The following is a 20,553-nucleotide window of genomic DNA, read 5'->3' on the forward strand; positions in this document are numbered from 1 at the left end:
CTTAGATCAGGTTGCAGCCACGGGCGCCGAATGCCCTTGGCGCGACAGTTGCTTTACGGACAGGTGCATCCAGATGAGAGAGATCACGACGATCGCGAAGAGCAGCAGGAAACAGCTGGACCAAAGGCCGGTCATGTCCTTGAGGAGGCCAAAGGCAATTGGAAGGATGAAGCCGCCAAGGCCGCCCATCATCCCGACGACACCGCCGACTGCGCCGACGTTTTCGGGGTAGTAGGCCGGAATGTGCTTGTAGACGGCAGCCTTGCCGAGGCTCATGAAGAAGCCGAGCACGAAGATGACGACGATGAAGATGACAGGGGTGATGCCGAACGCCGGACCCGCCCCGCCACCAGAAGCAGCCGGCAGCGAAAGGATGAGAGTGGCGACGGCCGACACGGCAAGCATCGTATACATCACGCTGCGCGCGCCCTTTTTATCCGACAGCACGCCGCCGAAGGCGCGGAAGATGCTGCCCGGGATGGAATAGGCGGCGGCGACCATGCCGGCGGTTTCCAGGTTGAAGCCGTAGACGCCGACCAGATAACGCGGCAGCCACAGCGACAGGGCGACGAAGCCTCCGAAGGCGAAGAAATAGTAGAGCGAGAAGCGCCAGACCTGAACGTTCTGCAGCGGCGCGAATTCCTGCGCGAAACTCTTGGAGACAGCGCGGCGTTCGCGGCGGAGACGGAAGGCCGGATCATCGGTCGTGGTGAACCAGAAGACGATTGCCATAAGCGCCAGACAGACGGCCCAGATCTCCGCAACCGCCTGCCAGCCCCATGCGAGCAGCACGAAGGGAGCGGCGAACTTGGTCACGGCGGCGCCGACATTGCCGGCACCGAAGATGCCGAGCGCGGTTCCCTGCTTCTCAGCCGGGAAGAAAGGCGAGACATAGGCGACACCGACCGCGAAGGAGCCGCCGGCGAGGCCGACGCCGAGGCCGGCGATCAGCATCTGCGTATAAGTCTGGGCGTAAGAGAGCAGGAAGGTCGCCAATGCGGCGGCCAGCATGGTCAGCGTGTAGACGAGACGGCCGCCGTAACGCCCCGTCCAGATGCCAAGGACGATGCGCACGAGCGAACCGGTGAGCACGGGGGTGCCGACCAGCAATCCGAACTCGGCCTCGTTCAGGCCGAGATCCTGCTTGATGCGAATGCCGATGATCGCGAAGATCGTCCAGACGGCAAAACAGAGGGTGAAGGCTACAGTGGAGATCCACAATGCCTTGGCTGGTTCGCCGGCGGACATGAACTGTGATTTCTCGATGACAGACATAACTTCTCCGAGGCCCGACAAGGTCGTGCCGATCCATCGCTGAGGGTTAAAACAAAAAGCCGCTGGTCAGGACGCGCATACCCGAGGCGCGCAAAATATCCTGATCAGCGGCTTTGCTGGTGGCGCCCGCCGTTGGACGCCGAATTCTTGGGCCTTCTGGCCCACTTGCCTGGAAGCAATCCGTTGGCCGGATTGCTCAAGCTAAAAACCTACCTCTTCAAACCGAAGAGCAGTCTCTGTATCTTCCGCGAGCGTCTATCACTCACTCTGCGCTGATCGCCATTGACCGGTGCAATAAAGATCATGCAAACTGCGTGCCAGTTTTGTGATCTGCGTTCAATCCACTGAATACAAATGATATTTTACGAAACGCGCCGCCTGCTTGTTTTTCGGGCGGCCACCCGCTCATGCAAATATTTTGTGCGCTTGTCGTGAGGCGGGCAGATACTTGCTGGCGTTTTGTGCAGGCCGGCATCGGTTAAACCTCGTCGTCGCAAACGAAGGCGAGGGCGCTTTTGACGGCAAAACCTGCGACATAGTCCGGCAACCTCGCCGGGTCGAAGACGTGGCCGTCCATGAAACGGTCGCCCTCGTCACTGCCTTCGATGCGGATATCGGCATCTTCAGGTGATTTGTCGTCACCGAGAGCCGTGCGATAGAGATCCGGGCGGTAAGCGGATGCTGCGGCCCTTGCCATGTTAAGGCTGATCTCGGCCTGTCCCCAGCGGATCATCTGGCTGTAGATCCAAAGAGCATGGCTTGGCCGGGGATAATTGGCGAAGCCGGAATGGAACATGAAATAATCGGCGATGATGCGGCGGTTGCCCTTTGCGTCGAGGCTGAATTCGCCGGCGAGCACACGGCGAATGATTTCGACGGGGGCAGCGATATAGCGCGGGTCGGCAAGAGCTGCCGCCAGCGCATCGTGATTTTCCGGCCGATCGCACCACTGGGCTGCCGCGTCGAGCGCCACGATCAGCCGGGAAACGGTTTCCGGATGGCTTTCCGCCCAGTCCGGCCGCATGCCGATCACCTTTTCAGGTGCCGACGGCCAGATATCCTGTTTGGCGGCGACGATGCGGCCGACGCCGCGCTCTGAAGCGACCATGTTCCACGGCGCACCGACGCAGAAACCGTCGATCGCACCGGCCGCCAGCGCATCCGAAGTCATGGGCGGCGGCACGACGACGAGCTTGACATCCTTGTCGGGATCGATGCCGCCGGCTGCCAGCCAGTAGCGGAATTCGTAATTGTGCGAGGAGAAGGGGTAGGTGACCCCGAAAGTCGGCAGCGGCTCGCCGCGGGCCTTCATTGCCGCCAATGTTTTTGCCAGGGCGCGGGCATTGTCGAGCGCGCTTGCCGTTTCCGGCAATCCCACGTCATTCCGCATCCTGTCGAAGAGCCGCGTCGATAGCGTGATCGCGTTGCCGCCGCGCCCCAGCGAAAATGGCGTGATCGTCGGTGAGGGATTGGAGCCGAGACCGAGCATGGAGGCGACGGGCATCGGTGACAGCATGTGGGCGATGTCGAACTGGCGGAATGCCAGGCGGTCGCGCACATTCGCCCAGGAGACGTCCTTGACGAGATCGAGCGTCAGGCCTTCCTTCCGCGCGAAGCCGAATTCCGCCGCCGCAATCAGCACCGATGCATCGACGAGCGGAATGAAACCGGCCCGCAGCACTTTCGGTCCTTCGCTGTTCACCCGCACGGGCGACGGCATGTCGTCGCCGGAGTTGGAGGTCGTTGTCATCATATCCACTCCGGTTTCCTCCGGAAATTCATCAGGTCGGCCATTACATCAACAGCCCCGCGGCAGTGACGACGCTCTGGGCAATTTCCGACATCTTCTTCTTTTCGTTCATCGCTGTCTGGCGCAGCAGGGCGAAAGCCTCTTCCTCGGAGAGGCCGCGCATCTTCATCAATATGCCCTTGGCGCGCTCGACCAGCTTGCGTTCCTCCAGCGCGGAGCGGGCATCGGCAAGCTCCCGCCGTAGCCGGTTGAAGGCATTGAAGCGGCTGACGGCCATGTCGAGGATCGGTTTGACGCGTTCCTTCTTCAATCCGTCGACGATATAGGCCGAGACGCCGGCATCGACGGCAGCCTCGATCGAGGCTGTGTCGGAGCGATCGACAAACATGGCGATCGGGCGGCTGACGGTGCGCGTCAGCTGGAACAGGTGCTCCATCATGTCGCGGTTGGGATTCTCGATATCGATGATGATCACGTCGGGCATCAGCGTTTCGATGATTCGCGCGATGCCGTTGACCTCATGCACCACGGTGACGCGCACATGCCCTGCCTCGCGCAGGCCTTCTTCGATGATGGAGGCGCGAATGGCATTTTCGTCGATCACCAGAATTGTCAGATCGAGATGCGTCATTGCTATATTCATGACGCAGTGCAGCAAATTTAGCAAGGCGTTCGCCTGAAAAATGTGCAAAAATAGGTGTGCGCAAAAAATAATCAAATTGCCGAAATTTCGGGCGGGATCAATATACCGCGTCGGCAAAGTCTTCAGGGCTGCGGTATTTCGGATGTGAAATGGGGAACGTCATAGCCGCGCTTGACCTGTGGCCGCGCCGCAAGCCTGAGATACCATCGTTTGATGTTCGGGAATGCATTCAGGTCGATCTCGTGGCGCTTAAAACGGGAAACCCAGGGCCAGACCGCCATGTCGGCGATGGAATAATCGTCGACGAGATAGTCGCGGCCTTCGAGCCGCACGTTCAACGTCTCGTACAGGCGGCGGGTATCCCTGCGAAAGAGATCCTCTGCGAACGGCGCTTCACCTGCATTGTAGGTCAGGAAATAATGGGCGTTGCCGAGCGTCGGCCCGAAGCCGCCCATCTGCCACATCAGCCATTCGATCGTGTGATGCCGGGCGGCACCATGCCGGGGCAGGAAGCGGCCGGTCTTTTCGGCGAGGTAGAGCAGGATGGCGCCGGATTCGGCAAGCGTGATGCCGGTCTCGTGATCGACGATAACAGGAATCTTGCCACCCGGATTGATGGCGAGATAATCCTGCTGGAATTGATCCCCCTTGGTGATGTCGATCGTGTGGGGGCGGTAGGCGAGGCCGAACTCCTCGAGTGCGATCGAGACCTTCAAGCCATTCGGCGTGATCCAAGTATAGAGGTCGATCATCCCAGGTTCAATCGAACATCATTTCGTCGACCGGCAGCTTCGTCATTCCGAAGCGCCCGGTGACATCGTCGAGGCCAGAGAACATGTCCCGCAGAGTTTGCACGATTGTCTCGACGCGCGGATCGATGACGCGATAGACGATCGCCTTGCCGTCGCGGCGTCCTTCGATCACACCGGCCTCGCGAAGCTCGCTCAACTGCTGGGAAAGCGTCGGCTGGCGGATACCGAGTTCGTCCTCCATCCCAGAGACCGAGGCTTCCGTCTCCATGAGGTAGCAGACGATCGCCAGGCGGTTGGAATTGGCGATCAGCTTCAGCAATTCGCTGGCTGCTCCGACATCGCGGCAGACTCTTGAGGAAACGGGCTTCGTCAACGGCATCGTCCTTGAATGTTCTATAAAAAAGTAAAGTGACGGAGGTGAAATTTCAACTGCCAAGAAACCCACTTCGGTCAAACCGATAAAAGATTTTATTGCCTCTAGATTTTATGGAATATGCAATCCGATTTCCGCTCGTCGACGACAATCGCTTCCTAGTAATCAATTTATAAAAAAGTAAATTGATTACTAGGAGCTACGTCATCGGTCGCACAGAATGAAAATTGGTGTTCATCCCAACAATCTGCATCTTCGCCTCGCGCGGCTCTGGCCCGGCGCTTTCGTCGATCTGCAGCCGATATTCATCTCCTATGCCGAAGGCCGCGATACGGCGGCGCTGCTGGAAAGTGGCGACATCGATCTCGGCGGCACGGGCTCCACGCCGCCGATCGAGGCGGATATGCGTGGGCTCGGCGTCGAATATGTCGCTGCCTCGGCGCCGCGCCCTGCCAACGGCGCCGTCTTCGTCAGGCGCGGCAGTCCGATCGGCTCCGTCGCTGAACTGAAAGGTCGTCGGATCTCGCTGATCGACGGTTCGTTTCACACCTATCTCCTAGCCCGCAGCCTGGAAGGCGAGGGACTGAGCCTGCCGGATGTCGAGCGCGAGCGCGTCGAAAGCGGCGCGCGCGATTCGCTCGCGGACCTGCTCGAAGGGCGCGTCGATGCCTGGGTTGCCATGTCGCCGCGTCTCGAAAAGGCGCTGGAGCGCGATGACGTCAGATTGATCGTCCGCTGTGGCGCGGCCATTCCCAACCGTTCTTTGTTCTGGACATTGGAGCGGAACGGCCTTTCCGCGGAGGAGATCCGGTCAATCGTCTCCGAGCTCAGCCGGATCGGCGTCGAGATCACTGCCGATCCGCGTGCCGCCGCCCGGCTTCTTGCATCTGGCGACCGCGGCGGATCTGGCGACCGCGGGAGAACGGATATCGACGCCTGGGAAAAAGTGGTGCGTTCGCGCGATTTCACGGTCTTTCCGATCGACGATGAGATCATCGCCGAACAGCAGGAAGAGGCCGACACGCTGCTGCGTCACGGCCATTTCTCCAAGCCCATCGTGCTGAAACGCCGGGAAACGACGAGATAACAAGGAATCAGGCGATGAACGTTTTCTGGTACATGTGCGCGCCCGACGGCGCCTATCCCTGGCAGCCGGAAGGCTCTCGCCAGGTCGACTACGGCTACTACAAGCAGCTTGCCCAGGCCTATGACCATCTGGGTTACACCGGCGCCCTGTTTGCGACCGGCGCCCACGACGTCTGGGTGCTGGCCAGCGCGCTGCTTGCCCACACCGAGCGGCTACGCTTTCTCGTCGCCATCCATCCCGGTCTCGTCGCGCCGACATTGCTTGCCAAGATGGCGGCGACCTTTCAGGAATTCGCCCGCGGCCGGCTGCTGATCAATGTCGTCTCGGGCGACGCCAAGATGCTCGGCGCTTATGGCATGACGCTGCCGCATGACGAGCGCTACGACATGGCGGACGAATATCTTCAGCTATGGCACCGGCTCTTTGCCGGCGAGAGCGTCACTTATCAGGGCAAGTATTTCTCGACCGACGGCGCCAAGCTCGCCTTGCCGGTCGGCGAGAGCATCGCACCGCCGCCGCTCTGGTTCGGCGGCTCCTCGGACAAGGCGCTGGAGGTCGCGGCAAAACATGTGGACACCTATCTCTCCTGGGGCGAGACGCCCGCCCAGATCGGCGAGAAGGTCGAGGCGGTGAAGGCGCGCGCCGCCCACTACGGGCGTGAACTCGAATACGGCATCCGCCTCTATGTCATCGTTCGCGACACCGACGAAAAGGCCTGGGAGGCGGCGGCCGATCTCTATGGTCGCATGGACGATGCGGCGATCGCCGCCAACCAGCGCTTCGTCGCAAGAAGCGATTCCGTCGGCCAGCAGCGCATGACCGCACTGCATGGCGGCCTCAAGCCGGAAAACCTGCGCGATCTCGAAGTTGCGCCGAACCTCTGGGCCGGGATCGGTCTGGTCAGGCCAGGCCCGGGTACGGCGATCGTCGGTTCGCCGGATACGGTTCTGCGCACGCTCGAAGCCTATCAGAAGGCTGGCGTCGACACTTTCATTCTTTCTGGCATGCCGCTGCTTGAGGAAGCCTATCGTTTCGGCGAAAAGGTGCTGCCGCGGCTCGATGTCAGCAGGGAAGTCTCGAAGGCGCGGAACTACACTTGGTCGACGCTCTTCGATCGCGATCTTTCGACCGTCAAGAGCGCCTGATCCTCTCGCCAGAAGGTAAGTTTTGTGGCCACCAGTGAATTTCATCCGATCGAACAAACCGCTCCGGATAGCGGGGTGGCAGCGCGCCTGCTGCGGGCGATCGAGGCGATTCTCGGCATTGCCGCGGCAGTCGTTCTGGCCGTGCTGCTCGTGATGGTGCTCGTCACCGTCTGCCTGCGCTATTTCTTCAGCGCCGGCTTCATCGGTGCCGAGGATCTCGGCATCTGGCTGCATGTGGGCCTGATCGCGCTCGGCGCGCCGCTCGGCCTCAACAGCGCGCTTGCCATGCGCCTCGACGTCTTCGTCAAGATGCTGCCGGAAAACCTGCAGAAGGTCACGCCGATCGGCGCCGACGTCTTCACCGTGCTTTCGGCGCTGATCCTGAGCTTCGGCGGCAGCGAGATCATGACGATGCTTGGCGGCGTCTCGCCGACGCTCGGCGTGCCGGAATGGATCCGCTTCGGCTTCCTCGGCGCTGGCGGCGCACTGATCCTCGTCGTGCTGCTTCTGCAGCGCATCGCCGAAGGCAAGATCCTGCCGGTTGTGATCTCGCTTGCCGTCGGTGTCGCGCTCTATGCCGGCATCCCGCATGTCTCGCTCGATCTCGACTGGCCGCCGAGCATCTTCCTGGGGTTGATCGCCGCGGTCGGCCTCGTGCTTGCTGCGCCGCTGCCGCACGCCTTTCTTGCCGCGGCCTATGTCGTCATCGCCTTCGGCAGCAGCCTGCCGGAGCCGGCGATCGTCTCCGCGACGGTCACCGGCGTCTCGAAATTCCTGCTGCTCGCCATTCCCTTCTTCCTGCTCGCTGGCGGTCTTCTCACGGCTTCCGGCGTCGCCAACCAGCTCGTGCGCTTCGCCGCCGCAATGGTCGGACATCGCCGGGCCGGGCTGGCGCAGACGACACTGTTGACCAGCGTCCTCTTTTCCGGCGCTTCCGGCTCGTCGGTTGCAAATGCCGCCTTCGGCGCCTCGACCTTCCAGCCCGAGCTGGTCAAACACGGCTATCGGCCGGCGCAGGCGGCGGCGATCATCGCCTCGACATCGGTTCTCGACAATGTCATCCCGCCGTCGATCGCATTTCTCATCCTTGCGACCGCGACCAATCTCTCCGTCGGTTCGCTGCTCGTCGGCGGCTTCTTTGCCGGCGGCTTGATGGCCATATGCCTGGCGGTCGCAATCCATCTGACGGTCAGCGAACAGGTGCCCTTGCCGCGCGCAAATGCGAGACAGCGCTGGCAATCGGCGGTCCAGGCAATCCCGGCTTTCGGGCTCGGCGTCATCGTCGTCGTTGGCATCCGCATCGGTATCGTCACGACCACGGAAGCAGCCGCTCTTGCTGCTTTCTACACGCTGCTGCTCGGCATCGGCGCGCGCCTCGGCATTCTCTCGCTCTATGCCGCCTTCCGTCAGGCAGCAGTCGAAGCGGCGGCGATCGGCCTTCTCATCGGCACGGCCGGCCCCTTTGCCTTTTTGCTGGCGGTCGACGACGTGTCCGGACTGATCTCGCACCTGACGACAGTGCTCGGCGGCAGCGCGCTTACGGTCATCCTGCTGTCGAATGTCATCCTGCTGGTCGTCGGCCTCGTTCTCGATATCGGCGCCGCGATCCTACTCTTCGGCCCGATCCTGCTGCCGGCAGCGGTCGCCGCCGGTATCGATCCCATCCAGTTCGGGGTGATCATCGTCGTCAACCTGATGATCCACGGACTCACACCGCCGCTCGGCATGCTGATCTTCGTCGTCAGCGGCGTCACGCGCATTCCCGCCTCAGAGCTCTTTCGGGCGGTGGTTCCCTATCTGCTCGCTCTCCTGGTCTCGCTCGCAATCCTCTGCGCATGGGCCATCATCTTCTCGTAAACAGGACAACCCCATGGACAATTTCAACCGACGCAATTTCCTGAAGACCGCAGCTCTCGCCGGAACGGCGCTTGCAGCGCCCGCCTTCGTCCGCACGGCCGCCGCCCGCACGACGACGATCACGATCGCCTCGCTGCTCGGTGACGACAAGCCGGAAACGAAGATCTGGGTGAAGATCGGCGAACTGGTCGAAGCGAAACTCCCCGGCCAGTTCAAGTTCAATATCGTCAGGAACGGCGCGCTCGGCGGCGAGAAGGAAGTGGCCGAAGGCGTGCGCCTCGGCTCCATCCAGGCCAGCCTCTCGACGGTCTCGTCGCTCTCCGGCTGGGCGCCGGAACTGCAGATCCTCGATCTGCCCTTTCTCTTCCGCGATGCCGACCATGTTCGCAGGACCGTCGCCGGTGATGTCGGCGCCGATCTCAAGCAGAAACTGCAGGCGCAGAATTTCGTCGTCGGCGATTTCATCAATTACGGCGCCCGCCATCTCCTGACCAAGGAGCCGGTGACGCGGCCAGAACAACTCAAGGGCAAGCGCATTCGCGTCATCCAGAGCCCTCTGCACACCAAGCTCTGGAGCGCATTCGGCACGACGCCGATCGGCATTCCGATCACCGAGACCTATAATGCGCTCGCAACCGGCGTCGCCGACGCGATGGATCTGACCAAGTCGGCCTATGCCGGCTTCAAGCTCTACGAGGTCGTGCCCGATATGACCGAGACCGGCCACATCTGGGCATCCGGCGTCATCTATTATGCCTCGACCTTCTGGGCCGGCCTCAATGACGAGCAGAAGGCGGTGTTCCAGCAGGCCTCCAGCGAGGGGGCTGCCTATTTCAACCAGTTGATCGTCGATGACGAATCCAAATCCGTCGAGACGGCGCTTGCCAACGGCGGAAAACTCTTGAAGCCGGAAGCCTTCGACGAATGGCAGAAGGGCGCCCAGGGGGTGTGGGACGATTTCGCGCCGGTTGTCGGCGGCATCGACAGGATCAAATCGATCCAGGCCGCCTGAGCAAGCGGCGGACGGTTCTCCTGCAGCTTTGAACGGGGACCGATGGAAAAACCATCGGTCTCTTCATCGCGCGCACTTGCCGGAAAAATAATGCCGGAGCAGGCCGGAAATCGAAAGAGCATGCCTTCGGTGATCGTGGTATATGACTTACTTAAAATCCTGGAATGGGAAGTTTTTACCTTCGGCCGGTGCGATCCTGTTGACCGCAATGTTGCTACCGCTTCCGGCGGACGGATCCCATGGCCTCGATTTGAGATAAACAACATTGAACACAAGGCTTTGGAGGGCCGACCATGAGCTTACGCATCAACGATATTGCCCCCGATTTTACCGCCGATACCACCCAGGGACCGATCAGCTTCCATGAGTGGATCGGCAGCGGCTGGGCCGTCCTGTTCTCGCATCCGAAGAATTTCACGCCGGTTTGCACGACCGAGCTCGGCGCCATGGCCGGCCTGGCCGGGGAATTTTCCAAGCGTGGCGCCAAGGTCATCGGCATCTCCGTCGATCCGGTGGAAAGCCACGCCAAATGGAAAAACGACATCAAGACCGCCACCGGCTTCGACGTCGAATATCCGCTGATCGGTGACAAGGACCTCAAGGTCGCCAAGCTCTACGACATGCTGCCGGCCGGCGCCGGCGAGAGCTCGGAAGGCCGTACGCCTGCCGACAACGCCACCGTGCGTTCGGTCTTCATCATCGGTCCCGATAAGAAGATCAAGCTGATTCTGACCTATCCGATGACGACGGGCCGCAATTTCAATGAGATCCTGCGCGCCATCGATTCCATCCAGCTGACGGCCAAGCACCAGGTGGCCACACCGGCGAACTGGAACCAGGGCGAAGACGTCATCATCACCGCCGCGGTTTCCAACGAAGACGCGATCACGCGTTTCGGCTCCTTCGATACGGTTCTGCCCTATCTCAGGAAGACCAAGCAGCCGACGGCCTGACTACTGCTTTCAAGCCATTCCTCAAGCCGCCGCGAAAGCACTTCGCGGCGGCTTTTTATTGATCAGACTAAGCGATGGCTTTATGAGCTCTCACCGCATCGCCGAATGCCTGAAACAGCGCACGATTAACAGGGTTGGTTTGCGGATCGTATTCGGCATGCCATTGCACACCCAGAGCAAATCCCGACGCGTCCTTGAACCGTATCGCCTCGATCGTCCCGTCCTCGGCAATGCCTTCGGCAACGACCCTCTCACCAAGTTCGAGGATTCCCTGTCCATGCAGGGAGTTCACCCGGATCGTCTCCCGGCCGAGGATGCGCGCAAACATCCCGTCCTCTATAAGTCGAACATCGTGACGATCGCCGAAAACGATGGTGGGGTCGGGATGGATCTCGCCGGTCTCAAGGCGCGGCATCCGGTGGTTCATGCGTCCGGGCAATTCCCGGATTTCGGGATGCAGCGAGCCCCCGGCGGCGACATTCATTTCCTGAAAACCGCGGCATATGCCGAAAATAGGAACGCCTTGCGCAACACAGGCTTCGATCAAGGGCAGCGCCAGCCCGTCACGATCCTCATCATAAGGCTCATGCTTGGGATCCGGCACCATGTTGAATCGGCTGGGATGGACATTGGCTCTGGCACCCGTCAGCAGAATGCCGTCGACGACAGCCAGCAGATCCGCGATATCGGCCAGTTTAGGATTGCCGGCAAACATCAGCGGCAACGCTTCGGCGACATCGGCCACAGCCCGCAAATTGTATTCTCCGACAAGCTGGGTCGAGAATCGGCTTTCGATGATGCGGGCGTTCCCGATGATGCCGATTACAGGTCTTGCCATTGCTTGTCACACCCCAAGTCGCAACGCCAGCTGCTACCCAAGCCGCCTGGCCCCTCGGGCAGGTGATTTGCAACGCCGCGAAACCGGAACCGGCCCCGGGCTGACTGCCGGCTCGGTTGTCACTATATGGTTATCCTTGGTCGCGATGCAGGTGCAAGAGCTTTTGCGACCGCCAAGGCAGGTCCGTAAAAAGCCTGAACAAGGCGAAGCTCGGAGAAGCGAATTTCCTTGGCCGAGCCGATGCTCAATCCGGAACGGGAAGGGCGCGCTGGTTGTAGAGGATCTTGCGGATGCGTGCCTGTTCCTCTTCTGAGAGCTTACTGTTGTCGGTGCTAAGATCGGCGCCGACCGCAAGGCCGCGCTGGACGCCAGGTCTTGCGCCGACCTCCTCGAACCATCGCTTGAAATGCTTGAACTCGTTGATGTCCTGACCCTGTGCCTGCCAGTTGACGGTCCATGGATAGCTGACGATATCGGCGATGGTGAATTCGTCACCGGCCAGATAGCGCCGGTCGCGAAGCCGCATGTTGAGAACGCCGTAGAGGCGGTTGGCTTCGTCGGTGAAGCGCCGCACCGCATAGGACTGATCGCCTTCGCGATCGCCAAGGCGACGGAAGTGACCTGCCTCGCCGAGCTTCGGCCCCTGGTTCGCCATCTGCCAGATCACCCATTGCGTAACCTCGTATTTGCCGCGCAGATCCTGCGGCCAGAATTTGCCGGTCTTCTCGGCGAGATAGAAGAGGATCGCGCCGGATTCGAACACGCTCAACGGACCGCCGCCATCGGCAGGCTCGTGATCGACGATGGCAGGCATGCGGTGATTGGGGTTGAGTTTGAGATAATCAGGCTTGAACTGGTCGCCTCGGCCGATATTGACCGGCACCAGCCGGTAGGGCGTGCCGGTTTCCTCCAGGAAGATCGAGACCTTCTTGCCGTTCGGCGTCGGCCAGTAGTGGAGATCAATCATCTGCGTATCCTCGTTCGCTCGGGACTTCCTGGCAAACAGGATGCCGCTACGACCATGGCAGGTCGAATATGTTTGTTCCAAAATCGATGGCGAAATTAGAAACCTGTGACCGTCCGTGCCAACAACCGAGGTGCAGATATGGAAATGGGGAAGCGTCGCGCCTTGATCGATGGTATCTAGAATCCAGCGTCGCGATGGAAGTTCGAACCTCATGAGATCCGATGACACGCCGAAAACGTCAGTCCGACATTGGGAAGAGATTGGCCAAGGCCATGCTTTCGCTCTGTCTTCTGTTTTCCCAAGTGGACACGGTAAAGGCCCAGCCTGAGGGGAGCGTCGGGCCGGCGGCCTGCTTGTATTCGGGACCTTCGGCGTTGGGATCCGGTGAGACGCTCTGCATCCGGAAAGATAGTTTCAACCGCGATCTTTGCGTCGCGATCGAGCATTTCGCCAGCGCCAGTCACTTGCCGCCGGATTATTTCGCCCGTCTCATCTGGCGGGAAAGCACCTTTCGCCCCGATGCCGTTAGCTTCAAGGGAGCGCAGGGGATTGCGCAATTCATGCCCGGAACGGCGAAACTGCGCGGTCTCGAGGACAGCTACCAGGTATTGGAAGCCCTGCGGAAATCGGCGCAGTATCTCAACGAATTGCGCAATCGTTTCGGCAATCTCGGCCTTGCCGCCGCTGCCTACAATGCCGGCGAAAATGGACTTTCCTCTTACCTTACGTCAGGGAGATTACCTTACGACACGCGCGGTTACGTCCTGGCAATCACCGCGCATACGGTCGAGGAATGGAAGGATAATCCGCCGGAAGACGCGGCTGCCCCGCTCGACAAGGACAAGTCCTTCCTGGACGGCTGCGTGGCGCTTGCGGAGAGACGGACGTTAAAGGACACGCCCTGGCGTCAGGAGGGTGAATGGGCGCCCTGGGGCGTCCAGATCGCCGCGAATGCGAATGTCGCGATAGTCAGGCGAATGTTTCTCGATGCCGTGCAGGATCTGCCCGCGCCCCTGAATGCGGAGCAGCCGCTGATCTTGCGCCAGCGTGATCGCAGCTTTGGTTTTCGCCCACGTTATGCTGCCCGCATCGGCCGGCAGACGCGCATGGACGCCAACAACCTCTGCAACCAGATCCGCAAACACGGCGGCACCTGCCTTGTTTTCAAAAATCGATAGCGGGCCTGGTCCAGCCCCTTGATCACGAAAAGTCCGCTTGCAGGATCACCCAAGCGCAGCATATTCAACACGGAAATGCCAAGGGAGGAACGATGATGCGGGTTTTGGTAATCGGAGCAACGGGCCATGTCGGAACCTATCTCGTTCCCCGTCTGGTGGAAGCCGGTCACGACGTCGTCACGATCAGCCGCGGCACGGCAAAGCCCTATACGGCAAACCACGCCTGGGCTGCCGTCGATCAGCGTCAGATGGATCGGGCAGCGATGGAGCAGACGGGTGATTTCGGCCCGGCCGTGCGTGGTGTGAAAGCCGACATCGTCATCGACATGATCTGCTTCTCGCTGGAAAGTGCCGAGCATCTGGTGACGGCGCTGTCGGGGCATGTCGGTCACTTCCTGCATACCGGCACGATCTGGACGCATGGCCATTCGACGGTCGTACCCACGCTGGAGGAGACGCCGAAATTTCCCTTCGGCGACTATGGGACGCAGAAGGCGGCAATCGAAACCTATCTGCTGCAGCAGGCAAGGCTTCGCGGATTTCCGGCAACCATCATCCATCCCGGGCACATTGTCGGTCCCGGCTGGACGCCGCTCAATCCGGCCGGCAATTTCAACCTGCAGGTCTTTTCAACCCTTGCCCGCGGAGAGACCCTGGCGTTGCCCCATTTCGGCTTGGAGACCGTTCATCACGTCCATGCCGATGACGTGGCGGCGATGTTCATGGATGCGATCGCCAACTGGAATGCGTCGACCGGCGAAAGTTTCCACGCGGTTTCGGAGCAGGCATTGACCCTTCGCGGTTATGCCGAATCCATGTCTCGCTGGTTCGGGCACGAGCCGAAGCTCAGCTTCGCCCCATTCGACGCCTGGGCCGAAAGTCAGACGGCTGAGGATGCGAAGGCGACCTGGGAACATATTGCCCGCAGCCCGAATTGTTCGATCGCAAAAGCCGGACGCCTGCTCGGTTACACTCCGAGATACACCTCCCTGCAGGCGGTGCAGGAATCCGTGGGTTGGCTGGTCGGGCAGGGGCGGATCGAGACCTGATCCGCCAGCGCCGCGCGTAGCGGTCGGCTGCTTTTATTTTACGCAATTCCGGACGGGAAACCGCTTCGCACTTTTCCTGAAATTGCTCTAACGGATCAGGATAGCCCTGAAATCATTGACATTGGTTCCGGTCGGGCCGGTTTCGAAGAGATCGCTGGTGGCCGCAAAGCCCGAATAGCTGTTATTGCCGTCGAGCAGCCGGCGCGGATCGAGCCCGGCGGCGCGCAGGCGCCTCACCGTGCCGCCATCGACAAAGGCGCCGGCATTATCCTCCGAGCCGTCGATCCCGTCCGTGTCGGCGGCGAGGACATGAATGCCCTCCTGTCCGTCGATCGCAAGCGCCATGGCGAGCGCGAATTCGCCGTTGCGTCCGCCCTTGCCACCCTTGGTTCTCAGCGTCACCGTCGTCTCGCCGCCGGAAAGGATGACGACCGGCTTCGGAAACGGCCGGTTCCGGCCCGACACTTCGCGGGCGATGGCCGCATGCACCAGCGCCACGTCGCGCGATTCCCCCTCGATCGCATCCGAAAGAATGGCCGGCTCGATCCCCTGCGACTTCGCCAGGGCGGCAGCCGCCTCCAGCGAAACGCCGGCGGAGGCGATGATGTGATGCGCGTGCCGCAAGAATATCGGATCGTCCGGCCGCGGTGCATCGGCTTTCGGCGAGTTCAGATGGTCGAGTGCTGCCTGCGGCAGCTGCAATCCGTATTGTCTGATGATCTCGAGCGCATCGTGCCGTGTCGAACCATCAGGCACCGTCGGCCCGGAGGCGACATGAGCCGGGTTGTCGCCGGGAATGTCGGAGACGATCAGACTGACGACCCTCGCTTTGGTCGCTGCCGCAAGTCTTCCGCCTTTGATGGTGGAGAGATGCTTGCGCACGACATTCATCGCCGAAATCGGCGCGCCCGAGGCAAGCAGCATTTCGTTGAGCGCGATCTCGTCTTCAAGGGTCAGCCCGTCCGGTGGGGCGGGCAGCAGCGCCGAGCCGCCGCCGCAGATCAGCGCGATCACCAGATCGTCTTCCGTCAGCCCGTTCACCGTCTCGGTCAGCCGCTTTGCGGCGGCAAGGCCAGCCGCATCCGGCACCGGATGGGCGGCCTCGATAATCTCGATGCCGCGTGTCTCGCAGCCATAGCCGTAACGGGTGACCACCACACCTTCGAGCGGCCCGTCCCAGACGCTTTCGAGCGCCCGCGCCATCTGCGCCGCGCCCTTGCCGGCACCGATCACCACGGTCCTTCCCTTCGGCGTTTCAGGCAGATGCGCCTTGATGCCGGTCAGCGGATCGGCGGCGCGAACCGCCGCGTCAAACAGGCCTTTCAGGAAATCGCGGGGAGCGGTTATCGTCATCGGTGGTCTCTGCTGCCTCGGTGTCGATGGTGATGTGGGGCGCTTGCTGCACCATAGCCTACTGCATAATGCAGCAATTCAAAGTGTTACAGCGTCCTTTGCCGCTCTCGAAAAGCCGCGCGGCGCGATACACCCGCGTCAGTCGGCGAGGGCGGCCAGGATGCGAACCCAGGATCGTATGCCTTTATGGAAGCTGGAGAGATCGTATTTTTCGTTCGGGCTGTGGACGCGGTTGTCGAAGCGGGCGAAGCCGACCAGCAGGGCATCGCATCCGAGCCGCCGTTTGAATTCGCCGATGATGGGGATCGAGCCTCCGGTGCCGGCAAGGGCTGCTTCGCATTGCCATTCCGTCGAAAGCGCCTGAAGCGTCCTGGTGAGAAACGGACTGTCTATCGGCATGACGGTTGCCGGCGAAAGCCCGTAATCCCTGAAGCTGACCGAACAATCTCTTGGGATTCGCTCGCGCACGTACCGCTGGAATGCATCGCGGATCGCGTAAGGATCCTGTCCCTCCACCAGGCGAAACGAAATCTTGGCGCTCGCCTTTGCCGGAATGACCGTCTTAAAGCCTTCGCCGGTATAGCCGCCGCTCATGCCGTTGATTTCGCAGCTCGGGCGCGCCCAGATCTGTTCGAGGACGGAACGGCCTGCCTCGCCGGCCGGATCTCTCAGGCCGATATCGCGAAGAAAGGCCTTCTCGTCGAAGGGCAGTCTCTTCCACAGCGCCTTGATGGAGTCGGGGAGTTCTTTCACGTCATCATAGAAACCCTCGACCGCGACGCTACCGTCGGCGCGCCGCAGGTTCGAAACCACGTCTGACAGCACCTGCAGCGGATTGCGCGCGGCATTGCCGAACATGCCGGAATGCAGGTCTTGATCGGCGCAGGTGACTTCGATTTCCGTACTAAAGATACCGCGCAGCATCGTCGTGACGGCTGGCGTTTCGCGATCCCACATATCCGTGTCGCAGACGAAAACCGCATCGGCCTTCAATTCTTCTGCCGTGGTATCCAGAAAGGGTGCGAGGCTCGGACTGCCGGCCTCTTCCTCACCTTCGAACAGCACGCTCACCTGCACTGGCAGTTTCCCGGTGACACTTTTCCAGGCGCGGCAGGCTTCGACGAAGGTCATCAACTGCCCCTTGTCGTCGGACGCACCGCGCGCCACGATCGCGGTGTCGCCGTTTGGCAAGGCTTCCATGCGCGGCTCGAACGGATCGCTCTTCCACAGCGCCAGCGGATCGACCGGCTGGACATCGTAATGGCCGTAGAACAGCAGATGCGGTCCGGACGCCGCCTTTTCATGGGCGACGACCATCGGATGGCCGGTCGTTTTGCGCACCGATGCTTCGAAGCCGATGTCCGTTAGGTCTCGGCTCAGCCATTCGGCGGCAGTGCGGCATTGTTCGCGATAGGCCGGATCGGTCGAGATGCTCGGAATGCGGATCAGGTCGAAAAGCCGCGCCAGGCTGTCATCGAGGCTCCGGTCCACATGGGCAAGAACGGCATCGATATGCTGATTGTTGGCACTGGTCATCGTTACTCCTCAGCGGCTCAATCTTCCGGGTCGAGAATGCAGCATTGCTCGGCCACGGGTGTCAACACGGCGGACGCGCCCGTTTCCAGCGGGTCGGACAGCGCGCCATTGGCGGTGATCTCTCCTGCTGATGTCATGCATTTGTACTGATAGGCCCGGCCGAGATAGGTGCGCGTGCCGAGCACGGCCGCGATGCCATCACCGTCACGGCTGACGGCAAGACCGTCTGCACGGCAGGCCAGTATGAAGTCGTCCTTGATTGGCCCGAATGTTTCCTGAGACAGCTGCAGCCGCGCGCCGCCGGTTGTTTCGGCGGTCACAAGCGCGCCGTTGCGCGCGGTCACCTTCATGCCGATCAGGTTCTCGAAGCCGACGAAGCGGGCGACGAAAGCGTTGGCCGGCTGGCGATACAGCACCTCCGGTGCGTCAAGCTGCATGATGCGCCCCGCATTCATGATCGCAACCCTGTCGGAGATCGAGAATGCCTCCTCCTGGTCATGGGTGACGTAAAGCGAGGTCGTGCCGTTGGCGCGCTGGAGCTGCCTGATCTCGACGCGCATGTCGATCCTGAGCTTTGCATCCAGATTGGAAAGCGGCTCGTCGAACATCAGAAGCGGCGGCTCGATGACCAGGGCCCGGGCGAGAGCCACACGCTGTTTCTGGCCGCCTGACAGAGCCGACGGCAGGCGGTCGGCGAGGGCGGCAAGTCCGACACGCTCCAGCATGGCCATCGTTCTTTTCGTCCGTTCCGGCAGGGGAATACGACGCTGCCTCAGGCCGAAGGCGACATTGTCCTGCACGCTCAGGTGAGGAAAAAGCGCGTAGTTCTGAAAGACCAGGCCGATGTCGCGCGCATGTGCGGGGAGGCCGGTCAGGTCGCGCTCGCCGAGCTTGATGCTGCCGCTGCTCGGCTGCAGAAAGCCGGCCACGAGGCGCAATGTCGTCGTCTTGCCGCAGCCGCTGGAGCCGAGCAGGGAGACCAGTTCCCCGGCCATGATTGAGATCGACAGGTCTTTGAGCACCTGCGTGCTGCCGTAATGGGCGGAGATGGAATCGATGGTGAGGGATACGGTCAAGAGCGTTCTACTTTGTCAGGAAGGTGAGGCCGAGCGTGGCCTCGACGACGGCCATGACGCCGACTGTGACGAACATCAGCAGTACCGATACCGACGCGATTGTCGGATCGAAGAATTGTTCCATATGCGCAAGGATCTGGATCGGCAGCGTCGAGATGCCCGGCCCCGTCAGGAAGACCGAAACCGACACGTCGTTGATCGAGGTGATGAAGGCGAGGATGAAGGCGGCAATGACGCCGGCGCGGATGTTCGGCAGGACCACGGTCAGGAAGGTTTTCAGCGGCGGGCAACCGAGGCTGATCGCCGCCTCCTCGACGGAAAAATCGAAGGCCGCCAGGCTGGCGCCGACGACACGCACCGAATAGGGCAGGATCAGCAGGGCATGGCCGACCAGCAGGCTGATGAAGATCGGCAGCCCGAGGCCGATCGTCACCGATTTCATTAGCGAGAATCCGAAGACGATTTCCGGCACCAGGATCGGCAGCACGAAAATGGTGGACAGCCAGCGCGGCAATTCCACCCGATAGCGGTTGATCGCATAGGCGGCCGGGACACCGATCAGCAGGGAGAGCGCCGTGCCGAGAAAAGCGACCTGCAGGCTGGTGATCGCGGTGGTGCGGAAGGCCTCGATTTCGAAGATATTGACGAACCACCGCAACGTCAGGCCCTGCGGCGGGAAAGTCAGATAGGTCGTGTCGCTGACGGCCGCACCGATGATGATGACCAGCGGTGCGAGCAGGAAGAAGAAAACGCAGGCCGCGAAGGCGGCGAGGGTCGGGTGAATGCGCCTGTCCATCACACCGCCATCGGATTGAGCCGGCGCGCGATGCGGCTCATGATGAGGACGACGCCGAGCGTCAGCACCACCATGATGGCGGCGATCGTCGATGCACCGACCCAGTCGAAAGTCACCATGGCGCGCTGGTAGAGAAAGGTCCCCATCATCATCTGTTTTTCTCCGCCAAGCAGTTGCGGTGTCGCATAGGAGGTGAAGCTGCCGGTGAAGACCAGGACCGCGCCGACGATGAGGCCGGGTGTCGCGAGCGGCAGGATCACCTGAAAGAATGTCATCAGCGGTCTCGCGCCGAGCGAGGCGGCGGCATCGATCAGATCGCGCGGGATGCCTTCAAGCACCCCGACCAGCGTCAGGATCATCAGGGGAACGAAGAGATAGACCATGGCGACGATCACCGAGCCTTCGGTGTAGAGCATCGAAAGCGGCTCCCCGATAATGCCGGTCGAGATCAGCATGGCGTTCAGGATGCCGTTTTTCCCGAGAATGATCAGCCATGCGAAGGAGCGGACGACAACACCGGTCAGCAGCGGAAAAACCGCCGCGATGATCATGATGCTCTTTGCGCGACCGGGCATCTGCGCGATCACATAGGCGGTGAGGAAACCCACGGTGAGGGAGATCGCCGTCGTGACCAGGGCGACCTCCAGCGTCCGATAAAGAACCGCCCGCCGAAAGCCGCTGCTGAAGAATGTCACATAGGGCGCAAACACGCCCTTCGGCTCCGCAAACGTCGCCGCGATGGTGATGGCCACGGGAACGATGAGAAGCACAACGACCGCAATCGTCGCCGGCATCGTCAATCCCCACCTGGCAAAATGCTTCATCTTAAAACTCGTGGCATGTCCTGATATCGGAAGCGCCGCATCTCGGATGCGGATGCGCGGCGCTTCCATGTCTGGCCCAGGTCTGGCCC

Annotated in this window: 20 protein-coding genes; 8 read left to right on the forward strand and 12 right to left on the reverse strand. The window is 61.2% G+C overall.

The window, feature by feature from the left end; translation table 11 throughout:
- Nucleotides 1-6 precede the first annotated feature (6 nt).
- The 5 genes from AC2444_RS08270 to AC2444_RS08290 form a co-directional block, all read right to left on the reverse strand.
- The gene (locus AC2444_RS08270) at nt 7-1,275 is read right to left on the reverse strand and encodes an MFS transporter (protein ID WP_012757189.1); all 1,269 of its coding nucleotides are present in this window, start codon (nt 1,273-1,275) and stop codon (nt 7-9) included.
- 478 nt (nt 1,276-1,753) lie between these two features.
- Nucleotides 1,754-3,034, reverse strand: coding sequence for a CmpA/NrtA family ABC transporter substrate-binding protein (locus AC2444_RS08275; RefSeq protein ID WP_171815682.1), 1,281 nt, complete (start codon nt 3,032-3,034; stop codon nt 1,754-1,756).
- Nucleotides 3,035-3,068: 34 nt separating this feature from the next.
- Nucleotides 3,069-3,656 carry an ANTAR domain-containing response regulator gene (locus AC2444_RS08280; protein ID WP_018241751.1) on the reverse strand — a complete coding sequence of 196 codons (588 nt, stop codon included), beginning with the start codon at nt 3,654-3,656 and terminating at the stop codon, nt 3,069-3,071.
- A 134-nt stretch (nt 3,657-3,790) separates the two neighbouring features.
- Nucleotides 3,791-4,420: a glutathione S-transferase family protein gene (locus AC2444_RS08285; RefSeq protein ID WP_128449067.1), complete on the reverse strand. Its 630-nt coding sequence runs from the start codon at nt 4,418-4,420 to the stop codon at nt 3,791-3,793.
- Between the two features lie 7 nt (nt 4,421-4,427).
- The gene (locus tag AC2444_RS08290) at nt 4,428-4,793 is read right to left on the reverse strand and encodes an ArsR/SmtB family transcription factor (RefSeq protein WP_012757193.1); all 366 of its coding nucleotides are present in this window, start codon (nt 4,791-4,793) and stop codon (nt 4,428-4,430) included.
- A gap of 220 nt (nt 4,794-5,013) precedes the next feature.
- On the opposite strand from AC2444_RS08290, the gene AC2444_RS08295 reads away from it, so the two are divergent.
- Genes AC2444_RS08295 through AC2444_RS08320 form a run of 6 tightly spaced genes read left to right on the forward strand, consistent with a single transcriptional unit; the run spans nt 5,014 to nt 10,847 of the window.
- On the forward strand, nt 5,014-5,880 hold the full coding sequence (locus tag AC2444_RS08295; protein WP_012757194.1) for an ABC transporter substrate-binding protein: 867 nt from the start codon (nt 5,014-5,016) through the stop codon (nt 5,878-5,880).
- 14 nt (nt 5,881-5,894) lie between these two features.
- On the forward strand, nt 5,895-7,025 hold the full coding sequence (locus tag AC2444_RS08300) for an LLM class flavin-dependent oxidoreductase (RefSeq protein ID WP_012757195.1): 1,131 nt from the start codon (nt 5,895-5,897) through the stop codon (nt 7,023-7,025).
- 24 nt (nt 7,026-7,049) lie between these two features.
- Nucleotides 7,050-8,882 (forward strand): TRAP transporter large permease, encoded by a 1,833-nt coding sequence (locus AC2444_RS08305; RefSeq protein ID WP_012757196.1) that lies wholly within the window; start codon nt 7,050-7,052, stop codon nt 8,880-8,882.
- 13 nt (nt 8,883-8,895) lie between these two features.
- Nucleotides 8,896-9,894: a TRAP transporter substrate-binding protein gene (locus tag AC2444_RS08310; RefSeq protein ID WP_012757197.1), complete on the forward strand. Its 999-nt coding sequence runs from the start codon at nt 8,896-8,898 to the stop codon at nt 9,892-9,894.
- A 42-nt stretch (nt 9,895-9,936) separates the two neighbouring features.
- Nucleotides 9,937-10,191, forward strand: coding sequence for a hypothetical protein (locus tag AC2444_RS08315; protein WP_244432251.1), 255 nt, complete (start codon nt 9,937-9,939; stop codon nt 10,189-10,191).
- Entirely contained in the window at nt 10,188-10,847 is a 660-nt protein-coding gene (locus AC2444_RS08320; RefSeq protein WP_003538881.1) for a peroxiredoxin, read from the forward strand. Before AC2444_RS08315 ends, AC2444_RS08320 begins: the two co-directional genes overlap by 4 nt.
- Before the next feature lie 67 nt (nt 10,848-10,914).
- On the opposite strand, the gene AC2444_RS08325 is transcribed toward AC2444_RS08320, so the two are convergent.
- Both AC2444_RS08325 and AC2444_RS08330 read right to left on the reverse strand, forming a co-directional pair.
- Complete coding sequence (locus AC2444_RS08325; RefSeq protein WP_017993734.1) at nt 10,915-11,685, reverse strand: gamma-glutamyl-gamma-aminobutyrate hydrolase family protein; 771 nt, start codon at nt 11,683-11,685, stop codon at nt 10,915-10,917.
- Between the two features lie 244 nt (nt 11,686-11,929).
- Nucleotides 11,930-12,652 carry a glutathione binding-like protein gene (locus tag AC2444_RS08330; protein ID WP_012757198.1) on the reverse strand — a complete coding sequence of 241 codons (723 nt, stop codon included), beginning with the start codon at nt 12,650-12,652 and terminating at the stop codon, nt 11,930-11,932.
- Nucleotides 12,653-12,873: 221 nt separating this feature from the next.
- Between AC2444_RS08330 and AC2444_RS08335 the strand changes: the two genes are divergently transcribed.
- Both AC2444_RS08335 and AC2444_RS08340 read left to right on the forward strand, forming a co-directional pair.
- Nucleotides 12,874-13,830: a lytic transglycosylase domain-containing protein gene (locus AC2444_RS08335; protein ID WP_012757199.1), complete on the forward strand. Its 957-nt coding sequence runs from the start codon at nt 12,874-12,876 to the stop codon at nt 13,828-13,830.
- A gap of 92 nt (nt 13,831-13,922) precedes the next feature.
- The gene (locus tag AC2444_RS08340) at nt 13,923-14,879 is read left to right on the forward strand and encodes an NAD-dependent epimerase/dehydratase family protein (protein WP_171815683.1); all 957 of its coding nucleotides are present in this window, start codon (nt 13,923-13,925) and stop codon (nt 14,877-14,879) included.
- A gap of 87 nt (nt 14,880-14,966) precedes the next feature.
- On the opposite strand, the gene AC2444_RS08345 is transcribed toward AC2444_RS08340, so the two are convergent.
- From AC2444_RS08345 to AC2444_RS08365, 5 genes are all read right to left on the reverse strand, one after another.
- Nucleotides 14,967-16,232, reverse strand: coding sequence for a glycerate kinase type-2 family protein (locus AC2444_RS08345; protein WP_012757201.1), 1,266 nt, complete (start codon nt 16,230-16,232; stop codon nt 14,967-14,969).
- A 138-nt stretch (nt 16,233-16,370) separates the two neighbouring features.
- Complete coding sequence (locus AC2444_RS08350) at nt 16,371-17,768, reverse strand: M20/M25/M40 family metallo-hydrolase (protein WP_012757202.1); 1,398 nt, start codon at nt 17,766-17,768, stop codon at nt 16,371-16,373.
- A 17-nt stretch (nt 17,769-17,785) separates the two neighbouring features.
- Nucleotides 17,786-18,844: an ABC transporter ATP-binding protein gene (locus AC2444_RS08355; RefSeq protein ID WP_012757203.1), complete on the reverse strand. Its 1,059-nt coding sequence runs from the start codon at nt 18,842-18,844 to the stop codon at nt 17,786-17,788.
- Nucleotides 18,845-18,851: 7 nt separating this feature from the next.
- The gene (locus AC2444_RS08360; protein ID WP_041935511.1) at nt 18,852-19,643 is read right to left on the reverse strand and encodes an ABC transporter permease; all 792 of its coding nucleotides are present in this window, start codon (nt 19,641-19,643) and stop codon (nt 18,852-18,854) included.
- Complete coding sequence (locus AC2444_RS08365; protein ID WP_012757205.1) at nt 19,640-20,464, reverse strand: ABC transporter permease; 825 nt, start codon at nt 20,462-20,464, stop codon at nt 19,640-19,642. Before AC2444_RS08365 ends, AC2444_RS08360 begins: the two co-directional genes overlap by 4 nt.
- Nucleotides 20,465-20,553 lie beyond the last annotated feature (89 nt).

The organism is Rhizobium sp. WSM1328 (assembly GCF_057653715.1).